At 75.7% G+C, this 23,883-nt stretch carries 17 protein-coding genes; 13 read left to right on the top strand and 4 right to left on the bottom strand.

What is annotated here, in order from left to right:
- Positions 1-191 precede the first annotated feature (191 nt).
- Positions 192-785, top strand: a complete 594-nt coding sequence (locus tag SM573_RS19560; RefSeq protein WP_474616761.1) for a Trp biosynthesis-associated membrane protein — start codon at positions 192-194, stop codon at positions 783-785.
- Here the strand turns inward: SM573_RS19560 and SM573_RS19555 are convergent.
- Complete coding sequence (locus tag SM573_RS19555; protein WP_474613250.1) at positions 778-1,044, bottom strand: hypothetical protein; 267 nt, start codon at positions 1,042-1,044, stop codon at positions 778-780. The genes SM573_RS19560 and SM573_RS19555 overlap by 8 nt on opposite strands.
- Positions 1,045-1,516: 472 nt before the next feature.
- Here SM573_RS19555 and trpC point away from each other — a divergent pair, with 472 nt between their 5' ends.
- The 3 genes from trpC to trpA are packed head-to-tail and all read left to right on the top strand — an operon-like array spanning position 1,517 to position 4,398.
- The gene (gene trpC / locus SM573_RS19550; RefSeq protein ID WP_474613287.1) at positions 1,517-2,320 is read left to right on the top strand and encodes an indole-3-glycerol phosphate synthase TrpC; all 804 of its coding nucleotides are present in this window, start codon (positions 1,517-1,519) and stop codon (positions 2,318-2,320) included.
- 36 nt (positions 2,321-2,356) lie between these two features.
- On the top strand, positions 2,357-3,595 hold the full coding sequence (trpB, locus tag SM573_RS19545) for a tryptophan synthase subunit beta (protein WP_474613251.1): 1,239 nt from the start codon (positions 2,357-2,359) through the stop codon (positions 3,593-3,595).
- Complete coding sequence (gene trpA / locus SM573_RS19540) at positions 3,595-4,398, top strand: tryptophan synthase subunit alpha (protein WP_474616760.1); 804 nt, start codon at positions 3,595-3,597, stop codon at positions 4,396-4,398. Before trpB ends, trpA begins: the two co-directional genes overlap by 1 nt.
- A gap of 37 nt (positions 4,399-4,435) precedes the next feature.
- Here trpA and SM573_RS19535 read toward each other — a convergent pair whose 3' ends face one another.
- The gene (locus SM573_RS19535; protein ID WP_474616759.1) at positions 4,436-5,044 is read right to left on the bottom strand and encodes an NUDIX hydrolase; all 609 of its coding nucleotides are present in this window, start codon (positions 5,042-5,044) and stop codon (positions 4,436-4,438) included.
- A gap of 102 nt (positions 5,045-5,146) precedes the next feature.
- Here SM573_RS19535 and lgt point away from each other — a divergent pair, with 102 nt between their 5' ends.
- Positions 5,147-6,331, top strand: coding sequence for a prolipoprotein diacylglyceryl transferase (gene lgt / locus SM573_RS19530; protein WP_474616758.1), 1,185 nt, complete (start codon positions 5,147-5,149; stop codon positions 6,329-6,331).
- Positions 6,332-6,346: 15 nt separating this feature from the next.
- Positions 6,347-7,534 carry an FAD-dependent oxidoreductase gene (locus SM573_RS19525; protein WP_474613255.1) on the top strand — a complete coding sequence of 396 codons (1,188 nt, stop codon included), beginning with the start codon at positions 6,347-6,349 and terminating at the stop codon, positions 7,532-7,534.
- Between the two features lie 64 nt (positions 7,535-7,598).
- On the opposite strand, the gene SM573_RS19520 is transcribed toward SM573_RS19525, so the two are convergent.
- Entirely contained in the window at positions 7,599-8,444 is an 846-nt protein-coding gene (locus SM573_RS19520; protein WP_474616757.1) for a GNAT family N-acetyltransferase, read from the bottom strand.
- A gap of 147 nt (positions 8,445-8,591) precedes the next feature.
- Between SM573_RS19520 and gltB the strand changes: the two genes are divergently transcribed.
- The 6 genes from gltB to SM573_RS19490 all read left to right on the top strand — a co-directional run bounded on the left by gltB (position 8,592) and on the right by SM573_RS19490 (position 21,247).
- On the top strand, positions 8,592-13,289 hold the full coding sequence (gltB, locus tag SM573_RS19515) for a glutamate synthase large subunit (protein ID WP_474616756.1): 4,698 nt from the start codon (positions 8,592-8,594) through the stop codon (positions 13,287-13,289).
- Positions 13,282-14,790 (top strand): glutamate synthase subunit beta, encoded by a 1,509-nt coding sequence (locus SM573_RS19510; protein ID WP_474616755.1) that lies wholly within the window; start codon positions 13,282-13,284, stop codon positions 14,788-14,790. The genes gltB and SM573_RS19510 overlap by 8 nt, the downstream gene beginning before the upstream one ends.
- A gap of 191 nt (positions 14,791-14,981) precedes the next feature.
- Positions 14,982-16,595: an MFS transporter gene (locus tag SM573_RS19505; RefSeq protein ID WP_474616754.1), complete on the top strand. Its 1,614-nt coding sequence runs from the start codon at positions 14,982-14,984 to the stop codon at positions 16,593-16,595.
- Positions 16,596-16,733: 138 nt separating this feature from the next.
- Positions 16,734-17,534: an SGNH/GDSL hydrolase family protein gene (locus SM573_RS19500; protein WP_474616753.1), complete on the top strand. Its 801-nt coding sequence runs from the start codon at positions 16,734-16,736 to the stop codon at positions 17,532-17,534.
- Between the two features lie 131 nt (positions 17,535-17,665).
- The gene (locus SM573_RS19495) at positions 17,666-20,248 is read left to right on the top strand and encodes an FtsK/SpoIIIE domain-containing protein (RefSeq protein ID WP_474616752.1); all 2,583 of its coding nucleotides are present in this window, start codon (positions 17,666-17,668) and stop codon (positions 20,246-20,248) included.
- Between the two features lie 6 nt (positions 20,249-20,254).
- A complete protein-coding gene (locus SM573_RS19490; protein WP_474616751.1) occupies positions 20,255-21,247 on the top strand; it encodes a hypothetical protein in 993 nt (330 codons plus the stop codon).
- A gap of 112 nt (positions 21,248-21,359) precedes the next feature.
- Here SM573_RS19490 and SM573_RS19485 read toward each other — a convergent pair whose 3' ends face one another.
- The gene (locus tag SM573_RS19485) at positions 21,360-22,814 is read right to left on the bottom strand and encodes an MFS transporter (RefSeq protein ID WP_474614644.1); all 1,455 of its coding nucleotides are present in this window, start codon (positions 22,812-22,814) and stop codon (positions 21,360-21,362) included.
- A gap of 341 nt (positions 22,815-23,155) precedes the next feature.
- Between SM573_RS19485 and SM573_RS19480 the strand changes: the two genes are divergently transcribed.
- On the top strand, positions 23,156-23,737 hold the full coding sequence (locus SM573_RS19480) for a TetR/AcrR family transcriptional regulator (RefSeq protein ID WP_474614645.1): 582 nt from the start codon (positions 23,156-23,158) through the stop codon (positions 23,735-23,737).
- The last annotated feature ends 146 nt before the right edge of the window (positions 23,738-23,883 follow it).

Genomic DNA, 23,883 nt, shown 5'->3' with positions numbered 1-23,883 from the left:
GTCGCGAACGGAGGGTGGGCTCGGTGAGCGCGAGGAGTGCGGCGCAGCGGAGCCCCGCGGTCGCGAACGGAGGGTGGGCTCGGTGAGCGCGAGGAGTGCAGCGCAGCGGAGCCCCGGAGTCGCGAACGGAGGGTGGGCTCGGTGAGCGCGAGGAGTGCAGCGCAGCGGAGCCCCGGAGTCGCGAACGGAGGATGGGCTCGGTGAGCGGGGCCGGGGAGGGCGGCGCGCGGGCGGGCGCCGGCCGGCGCCAGTTGACGTACGCCGTGCTGCTGAGCCTGGCCGGCGCGGGCCTGGCGCTGTGGGCCGCGACCCGGGCCTGGTCGGTGGAGTTGACCGTGCGCCCGTCGCCGCTGCCGCCGGAGCGGGCGACCCGCAGCGGCGCCGCCCTGCTGCCGTGGCTGCCGGCCCTGGCCGTCGTCGGGCTGGCCGGAGGGGGAGCGGTGCTCGCCACCCGGGGCCGGGTGCGCCAGTTCGTCGGTGGCCTGCTCGCCCTGCTGGGGCTGCTGGTGGCGGCTGGCGGCGGCTACGGCCTGGTGGCCGACTTCGGCGGCGTGGTGAGCCGGCAGTGGCCGGCGCTCTGCCTGGTCGGTGGCCTGCTGGCCGCGGCGGGTGGGCTGTTGACGGCGCTGCGGGGGCGGGCCTGGCCGGCGATGGGGGCGCGGTACGAGCGACCGACCCGCGGCGCGGCGCCGGCCCCGGAAACCGGGGCCGGCCCGGTCACCGGGCGACGCACCACCGAGGCCTGGGACGCGCTGGACCGGGGCGAGGACCCGACGGTCAACTGACGGGCTGCTGCTCCCGCCGCTGGCGGGTGGCGGCCCGGGTCGCGGCCAGTTCGGCCACGAGGCGGTCCAGCTCGGCGCGCCGGTCGGCGCGGGCCCGGTCGGCGCAGACCGCCTCCCACGCGTTGCCCCGCGCCGTGCGCATCCGGGCCTCGCCGACGACGGCGCGCTCCAGCGTGTGCACCACGCCGACGGCGAGGGACGCGACGGTCCGCGAGATGGTGGTGAGGCCGATGTGCGGGTTCGAGCCGGCAGTGCTCATGGTCACCCCGTACGAGGAGGTTGGCGACGGTGGGCGGGCGCGTCATCGAGTCTGCCCGACGTCGATGCTCGCCGGCCCACGTTTCGCCGTGGTGTCCGTCGCATCAACTGTCCGTCGGGGCCCGGACCTGGGCAGGGTCACCGGTCCTTGAGCTTGCTCACAGCATCGACGACGATCGTTGCGTGGTCGGGTTGGCGGGGTGGCATGCTCGATGAGTCGACGCCGATGTGATCCGGTCGACCCCGGCCGGGCTCCGGCCGAGGGTGGAGGTGGCGCTGCGTGACATCCCCTTCACGGCAGGTCGGCCATTATGCCGCAGGCCGTTTCGTGAGCAGCGCCATACCCCCGCCATCTGGCGCGAGGTGGCGCCACCTAGCATCGGCCCATGACGCCCGGAGAGGGGAGTCCGTTGGTGACTGCTGAGCATGCGCACGCGGAGGGGGACGAGGCCGGTCCGGCAGCGTCCGCAAGCGTGCTCGACGAGATCCTGGCCGGGGTGCGCGAGGACGTGGCCCGCCGACAGGAGCAGGTTCCGCTGGAGCGCATCCGGGAGATGGCCGCCGCCGCGCCGCCGCCCCTGGACGCGTACGCCGCCCTGCGTCGTCCGGGCGTCGCGGTGATCGCCGAGGTCAAGCGCTCCTCGCCGTCGAAGGGGCAGCTCGCGGAGATCGCCGACCCGGCCGACCTGGCCGGTGACTACGCCGCCGGTGGCGCGCGGGCGATCAGCGTGCTGACCGAGGGCCGCTGGTTCGGCGGTTCCCTGGACGACCTCAAGGCGGTCCGCGCCGCGGTGCGCGTCCCGGTGCTGCGCAAGGACTTCGTGGTCTCCAGCTACCAGGTGCACGAGGCGCGGGCGTACGGCGCCGACCTGGTGCTGTTGATCGTCGCCGCGCTGGAGCAGAACGCGCTCGTCGGCTTGCTGGAGCGGATCGAGTCGCTCGGCATGACCGCGCTCGTCGAGGTGCACGACGAGGAGGAGGCCGATCGCGCCCTGGAGGCCGGCGCCCAGGTCATCGGGGTCAACGCCCGCAACCTGCGTACCCTGGAGGTCGACCGCTCGGTGTTCGAGCGGATCGCGCCCGGCCTGCCCAGCAGCGTCGTGAAGATCGCCGAGTCCGGCGTGCGCGGCCCGCACGATCTCATCCGGTACGCCTCCGCCGGTGCCGACGCCGTCCTGGTCGGCGAGGGCCTGGTCACCCAGAAGAGCCCTCGGGAGGCGGTGGCAGAGCTGGTCAACGCCGGGAACCACCCGGCGACGCCCCGTCCGGTGCGCTGATCCCGCACCGGCAGCACCCGTAGCGAGAGGATCCCGATGAGCGCCGACGCCCTGGCCGCCCCGGCCGGTCCGTTGCCCGACGCCGCCGGCCACTACGGCCGTTTCGGTGGCCGGTTCGTCCCGGAGGCGCTGGTCGCCGCCCTCGACGAGCTGGACGGGGCGTGGCGCACCGCGATGGGCGACGAGGCGTTCCGGGCGGAGTTCGCAGCCCTGCTGCGCGACTACGCGGGCACCCCCTCCCTGCTCTACGAAGCCCGGCGGTTCTCCGCCAAGGCCGGGGCGCGGGTCCTGCTGAAGCGGGAGGACCTGAACCACACCGGCGCGCACAAGGTGCGCAACGTGCTCGGCCAGGCGCTGCTGACCCGGCGGATGGGCAAGCGCCGGGTGATCGCGGAGACCGGCGCCGGGCAGCACGGCGTGGCCACGGCGACGGCCGCCGCGCTGTTCGACCTCGACTGCGTCGTGTACATGGGCGAGGTGGACACCGAGCGGCAGGCGCTGAACGTGGCCCGGATGCGGATGCTCGGCGCCACCGTCGTGCCGGTCACCACCGGGTCCCGCACCCTGAAGGACGCCATGAACGAGGCGATGCGGGACTGGGTCGCCAACGTCGACGACACGCACTACCTGATCGGCACGGCCGCCGGCCCACACCCGTTCCCGGCCATGGTGCGTGACTTCGTCCGGGGCATCGGTGACGAGGCCCGCCAGCAGTGCCTCGACCTGACCGGCGCGCTGCCCGACGCGGTGGCCGCCTGTGTCGGCGGCGGCTCCAACGCCCTCGGCATCTTCCACGCCTTCGTCGGCGACCCCGCCGTCCGGCTGTACGGCTTCGAGGCGGGCGGCGACGGCGTCGCCAGCGGCCGGCACGCGGCCAGCATCACGGGCGGCTCCACCGGGGTGCTGCACGGCACCCGCACGTACGTGCTCCAGGACGCCGACGGCCAGACGGTGGAGTCGCACTCGATCTCCGCCGGCCTGGACTACCCCGGCGTCGGGCCGGAGCACTCGTGGCTGCACGACACCGGTCGGGCCACGTACCTGCCGGTCACCGACGACGAGGCGATGGCCGCGTTCGAGCTGCTCTGCCGCACCGAGGGCATCATCCCGGCGATCGAGAGCTCGCACGCCCTCGCCGGTGCCCTCGCGATCGCGCCGAAGCTCGCGGCGGAGCTGGGCCGGGAGCCCACCGTCGTCGTCAACCTCTCCGGTCGGGGCGACAAGGACGTCCACACCGCCGGCAACTACTTCGGCATCCTCGACAGGGAGCAGTGATGAGCCGGATCGGGGTCGCCTTCGACAAGGCGCGGGCGGACGGCCGGGCGTTGCTGGTGGGCTGCATGCCCGCCGGTTTCCCCACCGTCGAGGGCAGCATCGCGGCGATGAGGGCGATGGTCGAGGCCGGGGTCGACGTGATCGAGGTGGAGATCCCGTACTCCGACCCGGTGATGGACGGCCCGGTCATCCAGAAGGCCAGTGACATCGCGCTGGCCGGCGGCGTACGCGTCGCCGACACGCTGCGCATCATCGAGGCGGTCGCGGCGACCGGCGCGCCGGTCGTCACCATGACGTACTGGAACCCCATCGAGCAGTACGGGGTCGACGCGTTCGCCCGGGACCTGGACGCGGCGGGGGGCACCGGGCTGATCACTCCGGACCTCATCCCGGAGGAGGCCGACGAGTGGTTGGCCGCCTCCGACGCGTACGGGCTGGACCGCACCTTCCTGGTCGCTCCGTCCTCCACCGACGCGCGGCTGCGGATGACCGTCGAGCACTGCCGGGGCTTCGTCTACGCCACCGCGATCATGGGGGTCACCGGCGCCCGCGCGCAGACGTCCGAGGCGGCACCCGTCCTCGTCTCGCGGGTGCGGGAGGCCACCGACCTGCCGGTCGGGGTGGGCCTGGGCGTGGGCACCGGTGCGCAGGCGGCCACCGTCGGCGGCTACGCCGACGGCGTGATCGTGGGCAGTGCCCTGATCCGCTGCCTGCTCGACGCACCGGACCTCGACGCGGGGCTCACCGCGCTGCGGACGCTGAGCGCCGAACTGTCCGAAGGCGCCCACAACCCCGCCCGCTGACCACCGGCGGCCGGGACCCGACGACGCGCGCGGCTGGTCAGACGCCGCCGGCTGACCCACCGTCCGGCGCCGCGGAGGAGTCGGCCGGGAGCCGGCCGGGCCGCTGGTTCGGGGCGCGGCCGAGCGACGCACCGTCGCCGGGCGGCCGGTCCAGAGGGTCGGCCGCCGAATCGGCTGCCGGGTCGGATGCGGCGGTCCCGCAGGTGCGCAGCACGCCGGAGCGGCCGGCCAGCGCGTCGGCGAGCGCGGCGCGCGTGGTCGGGGTGAGCGCGTCGGGCAGTGCGCCCGGGTCGTGCCAGGAGAGCCGGCAACCCTCGACCGGGTCACCCGCGGGCCGGCGGCTCCGGACGCGGGCCCGGAACACGTGCACCAGGACGTCGGGCAGCGGCCCGGCCCGACCCGGCGGTGGCGTGGGACCGGTCGCCGGACCGCCCAGGTGGTAGAGGCCGACCAGGTCGACCACCTCAATCTCCCAGCCGGTCTCCACGCGGATGTCGCGGACGGCGGCGGGCAGCGGGCTCTCGGCGCGGCGCAACCGGCCACCGGGCAGCGCGTACCGGCGTTCGCCGCGGCCCTGACGGCAGAGCAGCACCTGACCGGCGTCGTCGGTGACGACCGCGGCCACCCCCCAGGTCAGCCAGCTCATGGACAAAGAGCCTACGGCGGTGCAAACCAGAAGTCACCGCAACCGCCGCGCCGCGGGACCGGGGTGCCGTCAGGGGGGTCTGCGGCGGTACCGTGTTCACCCGTGACCCTCGCCTCGCTGTCCCCCCAGGCGGCCCTGCCCAGTCCGACCACCGCGGTCTGGCAGCTCGGGCCGTTGCCGGTCCGGGCTTACGCGCTCTGCATCATCGTCGGCATCGTGGTGGCCTGCCTGGTGACCGAGTACCGGTTGCGCCAGCGTGGCGTCGCGCCCGGGGCGGTGCTCGACATCGCCGTGTGGGCGGTGCCGACCGGCATCATCGGCGCCCGCGTCTATCACGTGATCACCTCACCGGAGAAGTACTTCGGCACCGGTGGCGACCCCATGAAGGCGTTCGCCATCTGGGAGGGCGGCCTGGGCATCTGGGGCGCGGTGGCGGGCGGCGCGCTCGGCGCGTGGCTCGCCGCACGGCAGCTGGGCATCCCGTTCGCGGTGATCGCCGACGCGCTGGCCCCCGGCCTGCCGCTCGCCCAGGCGATCGGCCGGGTCGGCAACTGGTTCAACAACGAGCTGTTCGGTGGCCGCACCACCCTGCCGTGGGGCCTGGAGGTCCACCGGATGGACCCGGACAATCCGGGGCACGCGCTGCGCGACGACACCGGCCAGCCGATCCTCGAACCGGGTCTCTACCACCCGACCTTCGCCTACGAGGCCCTGTGGAACATCGGGGTCGCGGCGCTGGTCTTCGTGCTCGACCGCAGGCTCCGCCTCGGCCGGGGCCGGGCGTTCGCTCTCTACGTGATGGGCTACACCGCCGGCCGGTTCTGGATCGAGATGATGCGCACCGACGAGGCGAACACGATCCTCGGCGTCCGGCTCAACGTCTGGACCGCCGGCCTGGTCTTCCTCGGTGCCCTCATCTACTTCCTCCGGGTACGCGGCCCGCGGGAGTACCTGATCCCTCTGAACGCCACGGCGCCGACCCCGGCCACGCCGGCCGAGTCCGACGTCTCCCAGGTCGACCTCTCCGCCCGCGAGGCCGGGGCGCGCCCCGCCGCGCCGGAGGGCTACCGGGTGGTCGACGAGGAGCAGTTCCGGACGTACCGGGAGACGGGCGAGGTGCCCGCCGACCCGGCGTCGGCCGACGAGCCGTCGAGCGGCGACGACGATGCCGCCCGCCCGAGCGGGCGGGACGACGCCGACGCGGACGGCACCGCCGGCGACGAGCCGGCCCGCGGTGACGACCGGGCCAGCGCCACCGGCACCGGTGCCGCCGAGCGCGAGAGCTGACGGAGGAGCAACACCATGCGTAGCGCGGTGGTGGTCGGCGCGGGGATCGGCGGCCTCTCGGTCGCCGGCGCGCTGGCCCGCTCCGGCTGGCAGGTCACCCTGTTGGAACGGGCCGAGCGGGTACGCCCCGAGCCGACCGCGGTCGTGCTCTGGCCGAACGGGGTGCGCGCGCTGCTCGCGCTCGGCCTCGGCGCCGGGCTCGACGCGATCGCCACGCCGCTGCCCGACGGGGGGATACGCCGTCCCGACGGGCACTGGCTGGTGCAGCCGCGGCCCCTGCCAGCCGACCGGATGCCCGTGGTGGTGCACCGGGAGGACCTGCACGACGCCCTGATCGCCGGCCTCGGCGACCGGGTCGAGCTGCGCACCGGGGTGACCGTGCGGAGCGTCCGCGCCGAGCCGGGGGAGCGGCCGGCGGTGGGCGACGGCCGGCAGACCATCGAGGCGGACCTGGTGGTCGCCGCGGACGGCGCCGACAGCCAGGTCCGCGCCCTGCTCGCGCCCGAGGCCACGGTGGTCAGCTCCGGCTCCGCCGCGTGGCGGGCGGTGATCCCTTGGTACCGGGCGCCCCAACTCCCCGCCGACCAGCCGCTCGGCGGGGAGGTGCTCGGGGCCGGCTACCGGTTCGTCTCCGCCTCGCTGGGTGAGCGCGGGTCGTCGGGCGGCTCCAGTCGCGGCGGCATCTACTGGGTGGCCACCGCGGCCGGTGCGCCGCGACCCGAGCCGCCCGAGACGCAGCTCGCGCTGCTGCGCCGCTGGTACGCCGGCTGGCCCGGGCCCATCGCGGCCCTGCTCGACGCCACCGACCCGGTCGACCTGGTGCAGCAGGAGATCCGCGAGCTGCGGCCGCTGCCGCGCGCGTACGGCTTCCCCACCGGCCCGGGCGGGGTGGTGCTGCTCGGCGACGCGGCGCACGCCATGCCGCCGCACCTCGGGCAGGGCGCCTGCCTCGCCTTCGAGGACGCGGCCACCCTCGCCGCGCTGCTGCGGGAGTCGACGTTGCCGGACGCCGTAGCCGCGTACGACCGGGTGCGCCGCCCCCGCGCGGCGAGCGTGGTGCGGCAGACCCGCCGCATGTCGGCGGTGCTCCAGGCCCGGGGCCGGTTGGCGCTGCGCGCCCGCGACGCGGCGCTCGGCACGCTCACCCCGCGGCTGCTCAACACCGCCGCGGCCTCCGCCGCCCAGTGGCGCCCCCCGACCTGACCCCACCCCCACCCGCCCCCACCGGCCTTCGACCGACGGGGCCGGGCTGGAGGTGTGGGGTGGGTTAGGGGAGGACGGCCGTGGGTTCGGCTATGCAGGCGGTGCCGATGCGGCGGAAGCCGACCCGCAGGTAGACCCGGGCGATCTCCTCGCTGCCCGCCGAGAGGAACACCACGTCGGTGCCGGCGGCCAGCAGCTCCCGGGCCAGGGTCGCGGTGACCGCCGCGCCGAGCCCGCGGCGGCGGGCGGCGGGCAGGGCGCCCACCCCGGCGATCTCGGCGACGTCGTCGACGCGCATCGCCATCCCGCTGGCCAGTGGCCCCTCCGCGGCGGTGCCGGCCAGCACGGAGAGCCGTCGGCCGTCGGCGATGCGGACCCGCTCCTCGTCGAGGGCGGCTTCCTCCAGCGCGGTGGCGGCCGCGTCCCGCTGCGCCGGGCCGGCCTCGCCCACGGCGGTGCCGGGTACGCCGAACGCCACCATGGCGACGGCGCGGCGGGCCGCCACGGCCTCGGCCAGGTCGGGGGCGTCCGCGTCGAGCAGCCGCACCGGCACGTCGGTGAGCGTCGCCGGGTCGGGCAGCGACTCCGAGTCGAGCACCATGAGGGGCGCCTCCAGCACGGACAGCCCGGCCGAACGTGCCACCGGCAGGAACCCCGGCGTGGTCTCGTGCACCCACTCGAAGGCCTCGGGCAGACCGAGCTCCCGCTGCCGTCCCCGCACCGCGTTGACGTCGGCCAGCGAGGGCGGCTCGGCCGCGCCGAGGCGGGGCCGGGCGTAGAACGGATAGCCGGCGCCCTCCCGGACGAAGAGCACGAGACCCCCGTGCTCCTCCACGCGGGCCGCGTCCCGGGGCACCGCGTCGTAGAAGCGCTCGAGCCGGGCGAACAGGTCCTTGTGTGCAGGATCCACCGCGCGAGACTACACGTCCCAGAGTCTGGAAGGTGTGATCAATCCGGACTGGCGACGGGGACCGGCCCCTAACGTAGACTCAGTAGTCCCAACAAGGGCCGACGTCGTCCCGACCATGTTCCGACCTGAGTGACGACAGGAGGCCCGGTGGCCTTTCCGCACCCGTACCCGCCGCAGCCGGCCCCGATCCTCGGCCCCGGAGCGCCCGCGGCCGGGCTCTACGACCCCGCGTTCGAGCACGACGCCTGCGGCGTGGCCTTCGTGGCCGACCTGCACGGACGGCGTTCGCACACGGTCGTCGCGAACGGCCTCGACGCGCTGTGCCGGCTGGACCATCGGGGCGCCCGTGGCGCGGAGCCGAACACCGGAGACGGCGCGGGCATCATGATCCAGGTGCCGGACGCCTTCCTGCGCGCGGTGGTGGACTTCCCGCTCCCGCCCGCCGGCGAGTACGCCACCGGGCTGGTCTTCCTCCCCGACGACGACGCGGCCGAGGCCCTCGCGCGCCGGGTCGTCGAGAAGTACGCCCTCGTCGAGGGGGCCGACGTGCTCGGCTGGCGGGACGTGCCGGTGGACCCGAGCGGGCTCGGCGAGACGGCCCTCGCCGCGATGCCACGGATCCGGCAGCTCTTCCTGGCCGCCCGCCGCCTGACCGGCTCCCCGGCCGGCCCGGCCGGCTCGCCGCTGCGCGGCCTCGACCTGGACCGGGTGGCCTTCTGCCTGCGCAAGCAGGCCGAGCGGGAGAGCGCCGAGCGGGGCGCGCCCGCGTACTTCCCGTCGTTGTCGTCGCGGACGATGGTCTGGAAGGGCATGCTCACGCCCGACCAGCTCCCGGCGTTCTACCCGGAGCTGACCGACGAGCGGGTGGCGAGCGCCATCGCGCTGGTGCACTCCCGGTTCTCCACCAACACGTTCCCGTCCTGGCCGCTGGCGCACCCGTACCGCTTCATCGCGCACAACGGCGAGATCAACACGATCCGCGGCAACCGCAACTGGATGCAGGCCCGGGAGGCGCTGCTGCGCAGCCCGGAGCTGCCCGGCAACATCCGGCGGATCTTCCCGGTCTGCACCCCCGGCGCGTCCGACTCGGCGAACTTCGACGAGGTCCTCGAGCTGCTGCACCTGGCCGGGCGGAGCCTGCCGCACGCGGTGCTCATGATGATCCCCGAGGCGTGGGAGAACGACCCGGGCATGCGCCCGGACAAGCGGGACTTCTACCGCTTCCACGCCAGCCTCATGGAGCCCTGGGACGGGCCGGCCTCGGTGGCCTTCACCGACGGCGAGATCGTCGGTGCCGTACTCGACCGCAACGGCCTGCGCCCCGGGCGCTGGTGGCGTACGGAGGACGGGCTCGTGGTGCTCGGCAGCGAGGCGGGCGTGCTCGACCTCGAGCCGGCGCGGGTGGTGGCCAAGGGGCGGCTCCAGCCCGGGAAGATGTTCCTCGTCGACACGGCGGCCGGCCGGATCGTGCACGACGACGAGATCAAGGCCGAGCTGGCCGCCGCCCGGCCGTACGGGGAGTGGCTGCACGCCGGCCTGATCGAGCTGACCGACCTGCCCGCGCGCGAGCACATCGTCTACACCCACGATTCGGTGCGCCGCCGGCAGCAGACCTTCGGCTACACCGAGGAGGAGTTGAAGATCCTGCTGGCGCCGATGGCGCGCACCGGCGCCGAGCCGATCGGCTCGATGGGCACCGACACCCCGGTCGCGCCGCTCTCCACCCGGCCGCGGCTGCTCTACGACTACTTCCACCAGCTCTTCGCGCAGGTCACCAACCCGCCGCTGGACGCCATCCGGGAGGAGCTGGTGACCAGCCTCAGCTCCACCATCGGCCCGGAGGGGAACCTGCTCGACCCCGGCCCGGCGAGCTGCCGGCAGATCGTGCTGCCCTACCCGGTGATCGACAACGACGAGCTGGCCAAGATCCTCTCGATCGACGAGGACGGCGACCTGCCGGGATTCAAGGCGGTCCGGGTCTCCGGGCTCTACCGGATCCGCGAGGGCGCGGCCGGCATCAAGGCCCGGCTCACCGAGATCTGCCGGCACGTCTCCGAGGCCATCGAGGACGGCGTACGGATCCTGGTCCTCTCCGACCGGGATTCCAACGCCGACCTGGCCCCGATCCCGTCGCTGCTGCTCACCGCGGCGGTGCACCAGCACCTGGTGCGGGAGCAGACCCGCACCCAGGTGGCGCTCATCGTGGAGTCGGGCGACTGCCGCGAGGTGCACCACGCGGCGGTGCTCATCGGCTACGGCGCGGCGGCGGTCAACCCGTACCTGGCGTTCGAGTCGGTGGAGGACATGATCGGCACGGGTGCGCTGGCCGGGGTCGAGCCGGCCGCCGCCGTGCGCAACTACGTGAAGGCGCTCGGCAAGGGCGTCCTCAAAATCATGTCCAAGATGGGCATCTCGACCGTGTCGTCGTACTGCGGGGCGCAGGTCTTCGAGGCGGTCGGGCTGGAGGCCCGACTGGTCGAACGCTACTTCCGGGGCACCCCGAGCAAGATCGGCGGCGTGGGCCTGGCCGGCATCCACGCCGAGGTCGCCGCGCGGCACGCCCTCGCCTGGCCGCCGGCCGGCGCCCCGGGCACCGACCGGCTGGAGGTCGGCGGCGAGTACCAGTGGCGCCGCGAGGGAGAGCTGCACCTGTTCAACCCCGAGACGGTGTTCCTCCTCCAGCACGCCACCCGCAGCCGCCAGTACGACATCTTCAAGCGCTACACCGCGAAGGTGGACGCGCTGGCGGCCCGGGCCGGCTCGCTGCGCGGCCTGTTCACCCTGCGTACGGGCGTGCGCCCGCCGGTGCCGCTGGACGAGGTCGAGCCGGCCACCGAGATCGTCAAGCGCTTCGCGACCGGCGCCATGTCGTACGGGTCGATCTCGGCGGAGGCGCACGAGACCCTCGCCATCGCGATGAACCGGCTCGGCGGCAAGTCCAACACCGGCGAGGGCGGCGAGGACGTCGACCGGCTGCACGACCCGGCCCGTCGCTCGGCCGTGAAGCAGATCGCCAGCGGCCGGTTCGGCGTGACCACGGAGTACCTGGTCAACGCCGACGACCTCCAGATCAAGATGGCGCAGGGTGCGAAGCCCGGCGAGGGTGGGCAGCTGCCGGGCAACAAGGTCTGGCCGTGGATCGCCCGTACCCGCCACGCCACGCCCGGCGTCGGCCTGATCTCGCCCCCGCCGCACCACGACATCTACTCGATCGAGGACCTCGCCCAGCTGGTGCACGACCTCAAGTGCGTCAACCCGGCCGCCCGGGTGCACGTCAAGCTGGTCAGCGAGGTCGGCGTCGGCACCGTGGCGGCCGGCGTGGCGAAGCTCAAGGCGGACGTCATCCTGATCTCCGGCCACGACGGCGGCACGGGCGCGTCCCCACTGAACTCGCTCAAGCACGCCGGCACCCCGTGGGAGCTGGGGCTCGCCGAGGCGCAGCAGACGTTGCTGCTGAACAAGCTGCGGGACCGGGTCACCGTGCAGGTCGACGGCCAGCTGAAGACGGGCCGGGACGTGCTGGTGGCGGCGCTGCTCGGCGCCGAGGAGTTCGGCTTCGCCACCGCGCCGCTGATCGTGGCCGGCTGCGTGATGATGCGGGTCTGTCACCTGGACACCTGCCCGGTGGGCATCGCCACCCAGAACCCGGTGCTGCGGGAGCGGTTCACCGGCACGCCCGAGTTCGTGGAGAACTTCTTCCTCTTCCTCGCCGAGGAGGTCCGCGGCTACCTCGCCGAGCTGGGCTTCCGCAGCATCGAGGAGGCGATCGGGCACGCGGAGCTGCTCGACGTCGCCCCCGCCGTCGCGCACTGGAAGGCGCAGGGGCTCGACCTGACGCCCGTGCTGCACCTGCCGGAGCTGCCGGCGGACGCGGCCCGGCGCGGCGTACGGGCCCAGGACCACGGCCTGGACCGGGCGCTGGACAACGAGCTCATCGCGCTCGCCGAGCCGGCGCTGCGCGACGGCACCCCGGTGCGGGTGGAGATCGCCATCCGCAACGACCACCGCAGCGTCGGCGCGATGCTGGGCGGCGAGGTGGTCCGCCGGCACGGCGGCGCCGGGCTGCCCGACGGCACCGTCGAGATCGCGCTGCGCGGCACCGCCGGGCAGTCCTTCGGCGCGTTCCTGCCACCCGGGGTGACGCTGCGGCTGCACGGCGACGCCAACGACTACGTCGGCAAGGGCCTGTCCGGCGGGCGGGTCGTCGTCCGGCCGGACGCGGCCGCGCCGTTCGTGGACGCGGACGCCGCGCCCGGCCAGCGCGCCGAGGACCAGATCATCGCGGGCAACACGATCCTCTACGGCGCCACGGCGGGGGAGCTGTTCCTGCGCGGCCGGGTGGGGGAGCGGTTCGCGGTGCGCAACTCCGGCGCGGTGGCGGTCGTGGAGGGCGTGGGCGACCACGGCTGCGAGTACATGACCGGGGGCACGGTGGTCGTCCTCGGGCCGACCGGGCGCAACTTCGCGGCCGGCATGTCCGGCGGCACCGCCTTCGTCCACCGGCTCGACCGGGCCCGGGTCAACACCGAGCTGGTCGATCTCGCGCCGCTGCGCGAGGAGGAGCAGGCCGTGCTGCACGAGCTGGTGCAGCGGCACTTCGCCGAGACCGACTCGGCGGTCGCCGCGGAGCTGCTCAAGCGCTGGCCGGAGGCGGTGGCGGAGTTCACCGCCGTGGTGCCCCGCGACTACCGCCGGGTGCTGGAGATCATGCGGGCCGCCGAAGCCGCCGGCCGTGACGTCGACGATGCCGTGATGAGCGCACTGGCGGCGCCGGTGCCCTCCGGCTCGTCCATGCCGGTGCCGCCCGCCCCGCGGGCGGCCACCCAGGAGGTGGCTCGTGCCTGACCCGAACGGTTTCCTGCGCTATCCGCGGCGGACGCCGGCCCGCCGGCCGGTGCCGGTGCGGATCTCCGACTGGCGGGAGGTCTACCCGCCGGCCGGTGAGGAGCTGATCCGCGAGCAGGCCACCCGGTGCATGGACTGCGGCATCCCGTTCTGCCACGACGGCTGCCCGCTCGGCAACCGCATCCCGGACTGGAACGACCTGGTCCGCACCGGCAACTGGGACGCCGCGGTGGCGTCGCTGCACGCCACCAACAACTTCCCCGAGTTCACCGGCCGGCTCTGCCCCGCGCCCTGCGAGGCCGCGTGCGTGCTCGGTATCGGTGGCGGCGACCCCGTCACGATCAAACAGGTCGAGGTGGAGATCGCCGACGCGGCGGTGGCCCGGGGCGGGCTGCGCCCCCGCCCGGCGCCGGCGCCCACCGGCCGTTCGGTCGCCGTGGTCGGCTCCGGGCCCGCCGGCCTGGCCGCCGCGCAGCAGCTCGCCCGCGCGGGGCACGCGGTGACGGTCTACGAGCGCGACGACGCGCCCGGTGGCCTGCTGCGCTACGGCATCCCGGACTTCAAGCTGGAGAAGCAGCACATCGACCGGCGGTTGGCGCAGCTCGCCGCCGAGGGGGTGGAGTTCCGCACCGGTGTGCACGTCGGGGTCGACATCACCGCCGAGGAGCTGCGGGGGCGCCACGACGCGGTGCTGCTCGCCTGCGGCGCCCTCGCCGGGCGGGACACCCCGGAGACGCCGGGCCGCGGGCTGCGCGGCGTGCACCAGGCGATGGACCACCTGGTGGCGGCCAACCGGGTGGTCGCGGCGGCCGGCGGGGGCCGGCCGGCCCCCGCGGTGCTGCCCGACGGTACGCCGATCGACGCGGCCGGCCGGCACGTCGTGATCATCGGTGGCGGGGACACCGCGGCGGACTGCCTCGGCGTGGCCCACCGGCAGGGCGCGGCCGGCGTGCACCAGCTCGACCTCTATCCGCAGCCGCCGCTGGGCCGCGACGAGGCCCGTGACCCCTGGCCGACCTGGCCGTGGATCCTGCGCAGCTACCCGGCGCACGAGGAGGGCGGCGAGCGGGTCTTCGCGGTCGCGGTGCGGGAGTTCGTCGACGACGGCACCGGTCAGGTGCGGGCCGTGCGGATCGCCGAGGTGACGGTGGAGAAGCGGGACGGCCGGCGCATCGTCACCGCGCTGCCCGGCACCGAGCGGGAGCTGCCGGCCGACCTGGTGCTGCTGGCGATCGGCTTCGAGGGCACCGAGGAGCAGCCCCTGCTGGCGCAGTTCGGGGTGTCCCGCAACGCGCGGGGCGCGCTGGACGCCCGGTCCGACTGGCAGACGGACGCGGACGGCGTCTTCGTGGCGGGCGACATGCACCGGGGCGCCTCGCTGATCGTCTGGGCCATCGCCGAGGGGCGTGCGGCCGCCGCCGCGATCCACGCGTACCTGGGCGGTGAGGTGGCGCTGCCCGCGCCGGTGGACCCGGCGGCCCAGCCGCTCGCCGCCCGCTGACCGGCTCATCGGCACCAGCCACCACAGCGACCTCGACAGCGCCCCGGCCCGGCACGGGCCGGGGCGCGGTGCCGTGAAGCGGCTCACGGAATATGGGCAAATCGGGCCTACACCTTCACACTTGGCGACGGCCTGATCCGCCGTCGTGATCCGGCCCTGTCATGAGGCACATCGGGTCGGGGGAGGTCGCCGTGGCGTTTGGTGCCACGTTCGCCGCGCTGCGTCACCGCAACTACCGCATCTGGGCGATCGCCGGGTTCGTGTCGGTGATCGGCACCTGGATGCAGGTGCTCGGCGTCAACTGGTACGTCCTCTCGCGGACCGGATCGGCGACCTCGATGGGCCTCGCCGTGCTCCTGCAGGCCCTCCCCACGTTGCTGCTCAGCGTCTGGGGTGGCGCGCTGGCCGACCGGCTGCGCGCCCGGCCGCTGCTGATCGCCGCTCAGGTCGCCCACGCCGGCCTGGCGGCCGGCCTCGCGCTGGTCGCCCTCACCGGCGCCGGCGGCCTGCCGGCGATCTACGCGATCTCGCTCGCCGCCGGGGCGGTCTCGGCGATCGAGGGGCCGGTGATGGGGCGCTGGGCCTCCACCCTGGTGGACCGGGAGAGCCTGGGCAACGCCCTCGCGCTCGGTTCGCTCACCAACTCCGCCGGCCGCATCCTCGGCATGAGCGCCGGCGCCGTCGTGGTGGCCGCCGTCGGCCCGGCGCTGCTCTTCGTCGTCAACGCCGTCAGCTTCGTGGCGGTGGTGGCGGCCCTCTTCCTGGTCCGCGAGCGCGACCGGTACGCGGGCGGGCCGGCCGCCGAGCCGACGGCCGAACCGGCGCGCGCCGACGGCGGCATCCTGGCCGGCTTCCGCTACCTGCTCGGCCAGCCCGTCGTGCTCGTCGCGCTGGCCCTGTCGTTCGTACTCGGCAGCCTCGGGCGCAACTACCAGGTGACCATGGCCGCGATGACGGACGGGCCGCTCGCAGCCGGCGCCGGCGGGTACGGTTTCCTCTCCACCGTCTTCGCCGTGGGCACCGTGGTCGGCGCGCTCGTCGCCGCCCGCACCCGCAACCTGGGCTACGGCGTCCTGATCGGCGCGGGGCTGCTCGCCAGCGCGTTGCAGATCGTCGCCGGCCTGGCTCCGGGCACGCTCAGCTTCGCCGCCGTGATCCTGCCGATCGCGGCCGCGGCCGTGGTCATCGACACCACCGTCGGCGCCCGCGCCCAGCTCGACACCGACTACCTGATGCGGGGCCGGGTGCTGGCCGCGCTCGCGGTCACCGGATCGGTCTCCGCCGCCGTCGGCGCGCCGCTGCTCGGCTGGCTCTCCGAGCACGCCGGCCCCCGGCAGACCCTGGTGCTGGCCGGTGCCGTCGCCGCCGTGGCCACCGTCGCCGCCGCCGCGACCCTGGACGGGCTCCGGGGCCGGGTGCTGCGTACCCGGGTGTCGGGCGCGCTGGCCGGTCCCGCCGTACGCCGGCCGGTGCGCCGGGTGGTCTGCACGGCGGCCCGGGTCGTCCGCCCCGCGTCGAGCCTGGCGCGCGCGGTCCGGCCCGCCCGGACCGTCATCCCGGTGCCCCGCCCGGCCGCGGCCGCCGCTCCGGCTCCCCGCCCGGCCCCGGGGGCGGCGTCCGCCCGCCGGCCGGTGTCGCACCGCCCCGCTCCGGGACGGCCCGCGCCCGTGCTGCCGACGCACGCCCCGCACCGGTCGCCGGCCGCCGCCGCGGCTCCGTCGGTCGTGGTGCCCGCGGCCGCCGCTCCGTCGGTCGTGGTGCCCGCGGTCGCGGGCACCACCGCGGCGGCCCGAGGTGAGCGCTAGGCCGGACTCGTGGCGCCGTCGCCGCCAGTTCCATTGATCTCAATGTTTCGATAGCATTACCGCCTAGTAACAACTGTTCCACCCCTGGCCACGCGCGCGGTCACGGATCCCACCACCCCTGCCCTGTGGAGGTCCGTCATGTCCCACCGCCCGCTGGCCCGCGCCCTCGCCGCGCTGGTCGCCCTGCTCGCCACCACCCTCGGCGCGGTGCTCGCCGTGCCCGGCGCGGCGCAGGCCGCCGTCGTCAACTACGTCGCGCTCGGCGACTCGTACTCCTCCGGCGTCGGCGCCGGCCCCTACGACTGGTCCACCTGCCTGCGCAGCCAGAAGTCGTACGCCCCGCTCTGGGCCGCCGCCCACGGGGTGAACAGCTTCGCGTTCCCGGCGTGCGGCGGCGCGGTCACCGCAGACGTCATCAACAGCCAGGTCAACGCGCTCAGCACCAGCACGACCCTGGTCACCGTCACCATCGGCGGCAACGACGCCGGCTTCGCGGACGTCATCACGAGCTGCCGGTTCGGCAGCACCTCCACCTGCACCAACGCCGTCAACGAGGCGCGGGCGTTCGCCACGAGCACGCTGCCCGGCCGGCTCGACGCGACGTACGCGGCCATCCGCGACCGCGCGCCGAACGCCCGGCTGATCGTGCTCGGCTACCCGCGGCTGTTCGAACTCAGCCCCTGCGGATGGCTCGCCATGAGCGTCTACAAGCGAACCATCCTCAACGAGGCCGCCGACCTGCTCGCCACCGTCATCGCCGGCCGGGCCGCGGCGGCGGGCGCCACGTTCGCCGACACCCGGCCGTACTTCGCCGGGCACGGTGTCTGCGCCGGCGATCCGTGGATCCACGACATCAGCGGTGTCATCGAGGCGTACCACCCGGACGCCGACGGCTACCGCCACGGCTACCTGCCCGCACTGAACGCGGTCACCGGCTGACGCGCACGACCGGCCCGGCGGTCCCCGGTGGACCGCCGGCCGTCGTACACGCCGGCGACGCGCGCGCGTGATGCTGTGAGCGCGCCACCACGGTCCGTTAGGGTGTGCCGGACGGCCGGGTGGGGAGGCGGATGGTGGGCAGGCTCGCGTCGGCGTACCGCCAGGCGGTCGTGGCGCACCGGGCCGCCCGCGCGCACCTCGCCCTCGCCCGCCACTCCCTCGGCGACGCGACCGTCGCCCCGCCCGACACCGGTGACCTGGTCGCGCGGCTCGCCGAGGCGGGCGCCGCGCTCGACGGGCCCGCACCGGGCGCCACCCCGCTCGCCGACGCCGCCGCCCCGACCCGCCTCGGCACGGCGTCCACACCGGAGGGTGTCTTCCCGGTGCTGGTCCCGCTCGGCGCGGGCCACCACCTGACGGTCGACACCGACGCCCGCGACCACCGGGTCGCCGGGCTGCTGCGGGCGCTGGTGGTGCGCCTGCTCACCGCCGCCCCGGCCGGCGAGGTGCACGTCGCCGGCATCGACACCGCCGCGCTCGGGGCCACCTTCGGGCCGCTGCGCCCGCTGGTCGACGCCGGCGTCCTCGACGAGCCCGCGATCACCGACGACGACGCGGCCGCCGTGCTCGACGCCGCCGAACGCCACGCCCGGGCCGCCTGCGAGGCCCCTGGCGGCCGGTTGCTCCTGGTGGTCGCCGCCACCGCGGCGCCGCGGGAGCTGGCCCGCCTGGCCGCGCTCACCCGCACCGGCCCCGAGGCCGCCATCTGCGTCCTGCTGGCCGGTCAGTCGCCGCTCGACGCCGCGGCGCCGTCGGCCGCCGGCACCGCCGTGCGGGTCACGGCCCGGCACGCGTACGTGGGCGACCCGCCGGGTACGCCGTTCAGCGCCGACGGCACGGGGCTCGCCGCCCCGGTCCGGCTCGACGGCGGCCCGCCGGCCGCGTCGGTGCGCGCGCTCGCCGCGCACCTCGGCGCCGCCGCCCGGCTCGGGGACGCGCGGCGCTTCGCCGAGCTGCTGCCGCGGCGGCGGTGGATTGAGTCGGCCGTCGACGGCCTGCGTACCGTCGTCGGCCGGGCCGGACGAGCCCCGGCGACCGTCGCGTTCGACGACGACACGCCGCACTGGCTGGTGAGCGGGCGGGCCGGCGCCGGCACGACGGCCTTCCTGCTCGGCACGCTCCACGGCCTGGCGGCCCGCTACTCGCCGGCCGAGTTGCAGCTGCACCTGCTCGGCTTCGCGGAGGGCAACGGCTTCGCCGAGTTCGCGCCGACCGGGCGGGACCCGTCCTGGTTGCCGCACGCCCGCACGGTCGGCGTCGAGGCCGACCGCGAGTACGGCGTGGCGGTGCTGCGCGACCTGCGCCGGGAGGTGCGCCGGCGGGCCACCACGCTGAAGCGCCACGGCGTCGCACGGGTCGCCGATCTGCCCCGCGACGTCCCGCTGCCCCGCGTCGTGGCGGTGGTCGACGACCTCCACCTGCTGCTCGCCGACGCCGACGCCACGGCCCTGGAGTCGAGGGAGCTGCTGGCGGAGCTGGCCCGCAAGGGCGGCCCCTGCGGGGTGCACCTGCTGCTGGCCGGCCGTGCTCCGGTGGGCGTCGACGAGCCCGACGCCGAGGCGCTGCTCGGACGGCTCCGGTTGCGGGTCGCGCTGCCCGGCGGGGGAGCGCTCGGTCGGCGCGACGGCCTCGCCGCGGCGCTGCCGGCCGGCGCGGCGATCGTCAACACGGCGGGCGGGGCGGCCGGGGCCGACACGGTCGTCCGGTTCCCCGACGTGCCCGCCGTCGCGGAGGAGACCCGCCGGTTGCGCCACGAGCTGTGGGAGACCCGGCCGGCCCGCGCGCGCCCACCGGTGGTCTTCCGGGGGTACGAGACGCACCGGCTGGAGGACGACCCCACCTACGCCGGGCTGCGCCCGGGCGGCCGGCGACCGCTGGCCCTGGTCGGCCGCAGCGTCGACGCGCACGGCAGCACCGCGCTGTTCATCATGGACCCCACCCCGGGCCGGCACCTGGCGGTGGTGGGCGCCTCGCCGTCCGGCGCCGACGTGCTACGCGCCGCGACGCTGAGCCTGGCCCGTCAGCACGTCCCGGGGGAGTGCCGGTTCCTGCTCGTCCCGCTGGTGGCCGCCGCCGACGCGGTGGTGGACGAGACCACCGCCGTGCTGGCCGCCGCCGGCCACGCCGTGGTGCAGCTCGACGCCGCCGACCTGCGCGACCGGCTGGCCGCCCTGGCGGCGCGGGTGCGACCGGGTCCCGGCCCACCCGGTGGACCGGCCGGATCGGACGGCTCGCCGGCGCCCGGTCCGGACGGGCCGAGCGGCGCGCTCTTCGCCGAGGCGCCGGCCGGTCGCACCTTCCTCGTCGGGTTCGGGATGGACGCCGCCCCGGCGCTGCTCGGCGCGCCCGACCCGGGGACGTCCCATCGCGGCCGGGAGGACCTGCGTGCCCTGCTGCGCGCCGGTCCCGGCCACCGGGTGCACCTGCTCGGCTGGTGGCGCGACCCCCGCCGGCTCGCCGACGACCTCGGCGGCGACGAGGTCGCCTGTCTCGTCGCGCTGGACGTGCCCGGCGCCGAGCTGGGGCCGCGTCTGGGGCTGGGCGACCTCGCCTACACGCCCCGCCCGGACCGGGCGTTGCTGGTGGACCGGCACGACCAGCGCGTCCGGCTCATCGTCCCGTTCGCGCGGGGTGCCGACGGCGGGGAGAGCTGACCGGTGGTGACCTTCGAGGAGTACGCGGAGCTGGCCCGCCGGCTCGGCGAGCGGCGCTCCGGTGCGCGGGGCGCGACCGCCGACGCCGAGCGCCACCGTGACCTGCGCGCGGCCGTCGACGCGCTGGAGCACCGGTTGACCGCCCAGGGGCAGCGCCTGGACCAGCTCGGCGGGGTGATCGGGGAGCCGCCGGCCACCGGGCCGTCCGCGGCCCCGGCGACCGCCGCCGCGCGGGCCGCGCCGGCGCCGGGCGGCGAGCCCGCGCGTGCGCCGGCCGGGGAGCCGCCCTCCGCGCCCGGAGCCGACACGCCCCCCGCGCCCGCCGGGGCGGTGTCTCCCGCGTCCACGGCCGAGGGGCGCTCCGTCTCCACCGCCGAGGCGCCTCCCGTGCCCGCATCACCGGGGCTGTCGACGGCGGGCGCGGCCGGCGGCCCGCCGGCCGCCGACGCCCCGGGCTCCGGGGCGGGGACGACCGGCGGCGCAGCCGCCGTGCCGGGGCGGCCGGGCACCGGGGCGTACGCCCGGAGGGAGCCGGTGCCGGCGGCGACCGTGCCCGGGGTGCCGGGCCCGCGCGTGACGGAGGCCGACCCGGCGGTGGAGCTGGAGCTGGCCCGGCGGTACGCCGACGAGGCGGACCGGCACGGCCACCACGCCGACCTGCTGGCCCGGCAGCCGGCGCTGTTGCCGGGCTGGCCCCCGCCGGCCCGGGCGGCGGCCGTCTACCTGGCCGCGGCGGGCGTCGGGGCGCTGCTCATGGTCGTGCTGGTGGTCGCCTCCGGCGCCGGGGTGGTCGGGGCCGGCGCCCTCTACGGCGGGTTGTGCGCCGGGCTTCCGGCGGCGTCGGCGCTCGCCGGATGGCTGGTCCTCGGCCGGTGGGGCCGGCCACCGGTGGCCGTCGAGGCCCCGCCGCGCTATCCGCTGCTGGGCCTCGTGCTCTGCTTCGTGCTGGTGCCGCTGGCCTACTGCGGCTGTCTGGTCCTCGTCCGCGTGCTGCGCTGACCGCGGTCCGGCCGGACGCCTCGCGGCCGCCGTGGCCGGGAGCCACGGGACGCGGACGCGGGGTGGAGAGCCGCGCTCTCCACCCGCGTCCGTTCCGTGCGACCCGGTCGGGTCAGCGGGCGGCGGGCGCCAGCTCGCCGGCCATCTCCGGGCCGACCGGGGTGGTGGTGCGGCGCCGGCCCGTCGGCCGGCGTCCCGACGGGACGATCATGGCGGCGACCGCGGCGGCCACGGAGATCCCGGTCAGCAGCATGAAGCCCATCGTGAAGCCCGCCTCGCGGGGCAGGCCGCTGGCCTGCGGGTGGGCGGTGATCACGCTGCTGGCCACGGCGGCGCCGATCGCCCCGCCGATGGTGCGGATGTTGGCGTTCATGCCGGTCGCCACGCCGGTCTGGCTGGCCGGCACGTTGGCCACGATGAGGTTGGCCATCGAGGCGAAGGCGAGACCGATGCCGATGCCGACCAGGCCGCCGGCCACGCCGATCTCCCAGCGGGTGTCATGGGCCACGGTCAGCATGGCCGCGGCGAGCACGTTGAACACCGAGCCGGTGGCCAGCTGTGCCTTGGCGCTGAACCGGGCCTCGAGACGGCCGGCGACCACGCCGGCGACGAACATGCCCACCAGCATCGGCAGCATCAGCAGACCGGCCTGGCTGATGCTCGCGCCGAAGCCGTAGCCGGCGCTGGGCGGGGTCTGCACGAACTGCGGTACGAACGCGTAGATCGCGAACATCGACCCGCCGTAGAGCAGCGCGACCAGGTTGGTGGTCCAGACGCCGGGCAGGCGCATCATCCGCAGGTCGATCAGCGGGTTCGCGGAGCGGGCCTCGGCCACCAGCCAGCCGATCAGCAGCACGACGGCGACGGCGAGCAGGCCGAGCACCCGGCCGGAGGTCCAGCCCCAGGTCGCGCCCTTGCTGACGGGCAGCAGCAGCGCTACGAGCCAGCCGGAGAGCAGCAGGGTGGCGGCCCAGTTGATCCTGCCGGGCGTACGCACCGGCGACTCGGGCACGAACCGGTACGCCGCGAGCGCGGTGAGCGCGACGACGACCATCGGGATCCAGAACAGCCAGCGGTAGCCGAGGGCGGCGACGATCGGGCCGGCCAGGACGACGCCGAGGCCGCCGCCGGCGGCGATGATCGCGGAGATCGTGGCGACGGCGGAGCTCACCCGCGCGGCGGGGAACTCGTCGCGGATGATCCCGAACGACAGCGGGAAGACCGCGCCACCGATGCCCTGGACGACCCGGGCGATGATCAGCACGCCGATGCTCGGGGCGATGGCCGCGAGCAGGCAGCCCAGCGCGAGGGCGGCGAGGGAGACGACCAGCATCCGCCCCTTGCCGACCATGTCGCCCACCCGCCCGAGGATCGGCGTGAAGATCGACGCGGAGAGCAGGTAGGCGGTCAGCACCCAGGTCACGGTGTTCTGGGACGTGTGCAGGTCGTGCTGGATGGTGGGCAGCACCGGCGTGATCAGCGACTGGAGCATCGCGAAGAAGCCGGCGCCGCCCGCGAGGACGAGGAAGGTCAACCGGCGCGAGCCGCGTCGGGTGGTCTCGGTCACGAAGGAACTCCGAACGGGTACGAAGGGAAGGTTGGGGTGTCGGCGGTCAGCCGCCCGGCCGCACCTCGGCCGGCTCGCCTGCGGCGGCGGGGCGCGGGGGTGGTGCCGGGGCGATCTCGCGTCGGTGTCGGGGGGAGCGGCCGGTGTCGAGCCGGATGTCGGGCATGACGGGGCTCCTCGGTACGGGTCGTCTGGGGCGCCGGTCGCGTTCGGATGGGACCGGCCGCACGATCCGGAGTAAGCTATCCGGAGGCACGGCTCCGGTCAGTTCCGGAGGGGTGCCTCCACTAAGCTAGCGGAGGGATGCCTCCGGTTGCAACCGAGGAGAGGTGACGTCCGCCATGGCCAGCGCCAGTGAGCTGGGGGAATACCTTGCGCGGCGTCCCAAGCGGGCCGACGCCCGGCGCAACTACGACGCACTGGTCGCCTCGGCCCGGGAGGCCTTCGCGGAGTGCGGCGTGGGCGCGTCGCTGGAGGAGATCGCCCGGCGGGCCGGCGTGGGGATCGGCACCCTCTACCGCAACTTCCCGAGCCGCCGGGAGCTGTTCGAGGCGGTCTACGTCGAGGAGGTGTCGGCGCTCAGCCGCTCCGCCGCCGACCTGGCGCACCTGGCCCCGTGGGAGGCGCTCGTCGCCTGGCTGCACCGGTTCGTCTCGTACGCCGCCACGAAGCGGGCGCTCGCCGAGGAGCTGGCGCACGACTCCGAGGTCTTCCGCAGGTGCCGGGCCGAGATCTACGCCGCCGGCGAGCCCATGTTGCGCCGCGCCCGGGAGGCCCACGTGGTCCGCCCGGACGCCACCTTCGACGACCTCCTGCGGCTGATCAGCGGGATCGTGGCGTTCCAGTTCCCCGAGGAGGGGCAGCGCGACCGGGTGTTGACCATCGCCCTCGACGGCCTGCGCTACCCACCGGCGCTGACCTGACGCGTCGTCCCGCTCCGGCGCGGGTCCACCGTCCCGCCCGGTGCCGGGCGGGACGCCGGACGGTCGAGACGCCCCCGCGTCGGCGAACCGACTCCCGCCGCACTGGCCCTCAGCCCGTCCGCTCTGCTACGCCTGATCGAGGCCCA

The organism is Micromonospora xinjiangensis, assembly GCF_056150165.1.
The sequence above is the reverse complement of the archived record's forward strand: the minus strand, read 5'-3'. Positions and strand labels throughout refer to the sequence as shown.

What these genes read in the sequence shown, in the direction of transcription:
- SM573_RS19555 (WP_474613250.1), bottom strand. Translation starts at nt 1,044, where the DNA reads ATGAGCACTGCCGGCTCGAACCCGCACATCGGCCTCACCACCATCTCG.
- SM573_RS19560 (WP_474616761.1), top strand. Translation starts at nt 192, where the DNA reads ATGGGCTCGGTGAGCGGGGCCGGGGAGGGCGGCGCGCGGGCGGGCGCC.
- trpB (WP_474613251.1), top strand. Translation starts at nt 2,357, where the DNA reads ATGAGCGCCGACGCCCTGGCCGCCCCGGCCGGTCCGTTGCCCGACGCC.
- SM573_RS19535 (WP_474616759.1), bottom strand. Translation starts at nt 5,044, where the DNA reads ATGAGCTGGCTGACCTGGGGGGTGGCCGCGGTCGTCACCGACGACGCC.
- SM573_RS19500 (WP_474616753.1), top strand. Translation starts at nt 16,734, where the DNA reads ATGTCCCACCGCCCGCTGGCCCGCGCCCTCGCCGCGCTGGTCGCCCTG.
- SM573_RS19480 (WP_474614645.1), top strand. Translation starts at nt 23,156, where the DNA reads ATGGCCAGCGCCAGTGAGCTGGGGGAATACCTTGCGCGGCGTCCCAAG.
- SM573_RS19495 (WP_474616752.1), top strand. Translation starts at nt 17,666, where the DNA reads ATGGTGGGCAGGCTCGCGTCGGCGTACCGCCAGGCGGTCGTGGCGCAC.
- SM573_RS19525 (WP_474613255.1), top strand. Translation starts at nt 6,347, where the DNA reads ATGCGTAGCGCGGTGGTGGTCGGCGCGGGGATCGGCGGCCTCTCGGTC.
- trpA (WP_474616760.1), top strand. Translation starts at nt 3,595, where the DNA reads ATGAGCCGGATCGGGGTCGCCTTCGACAAGGCGCGGGCGGACGGCCGG.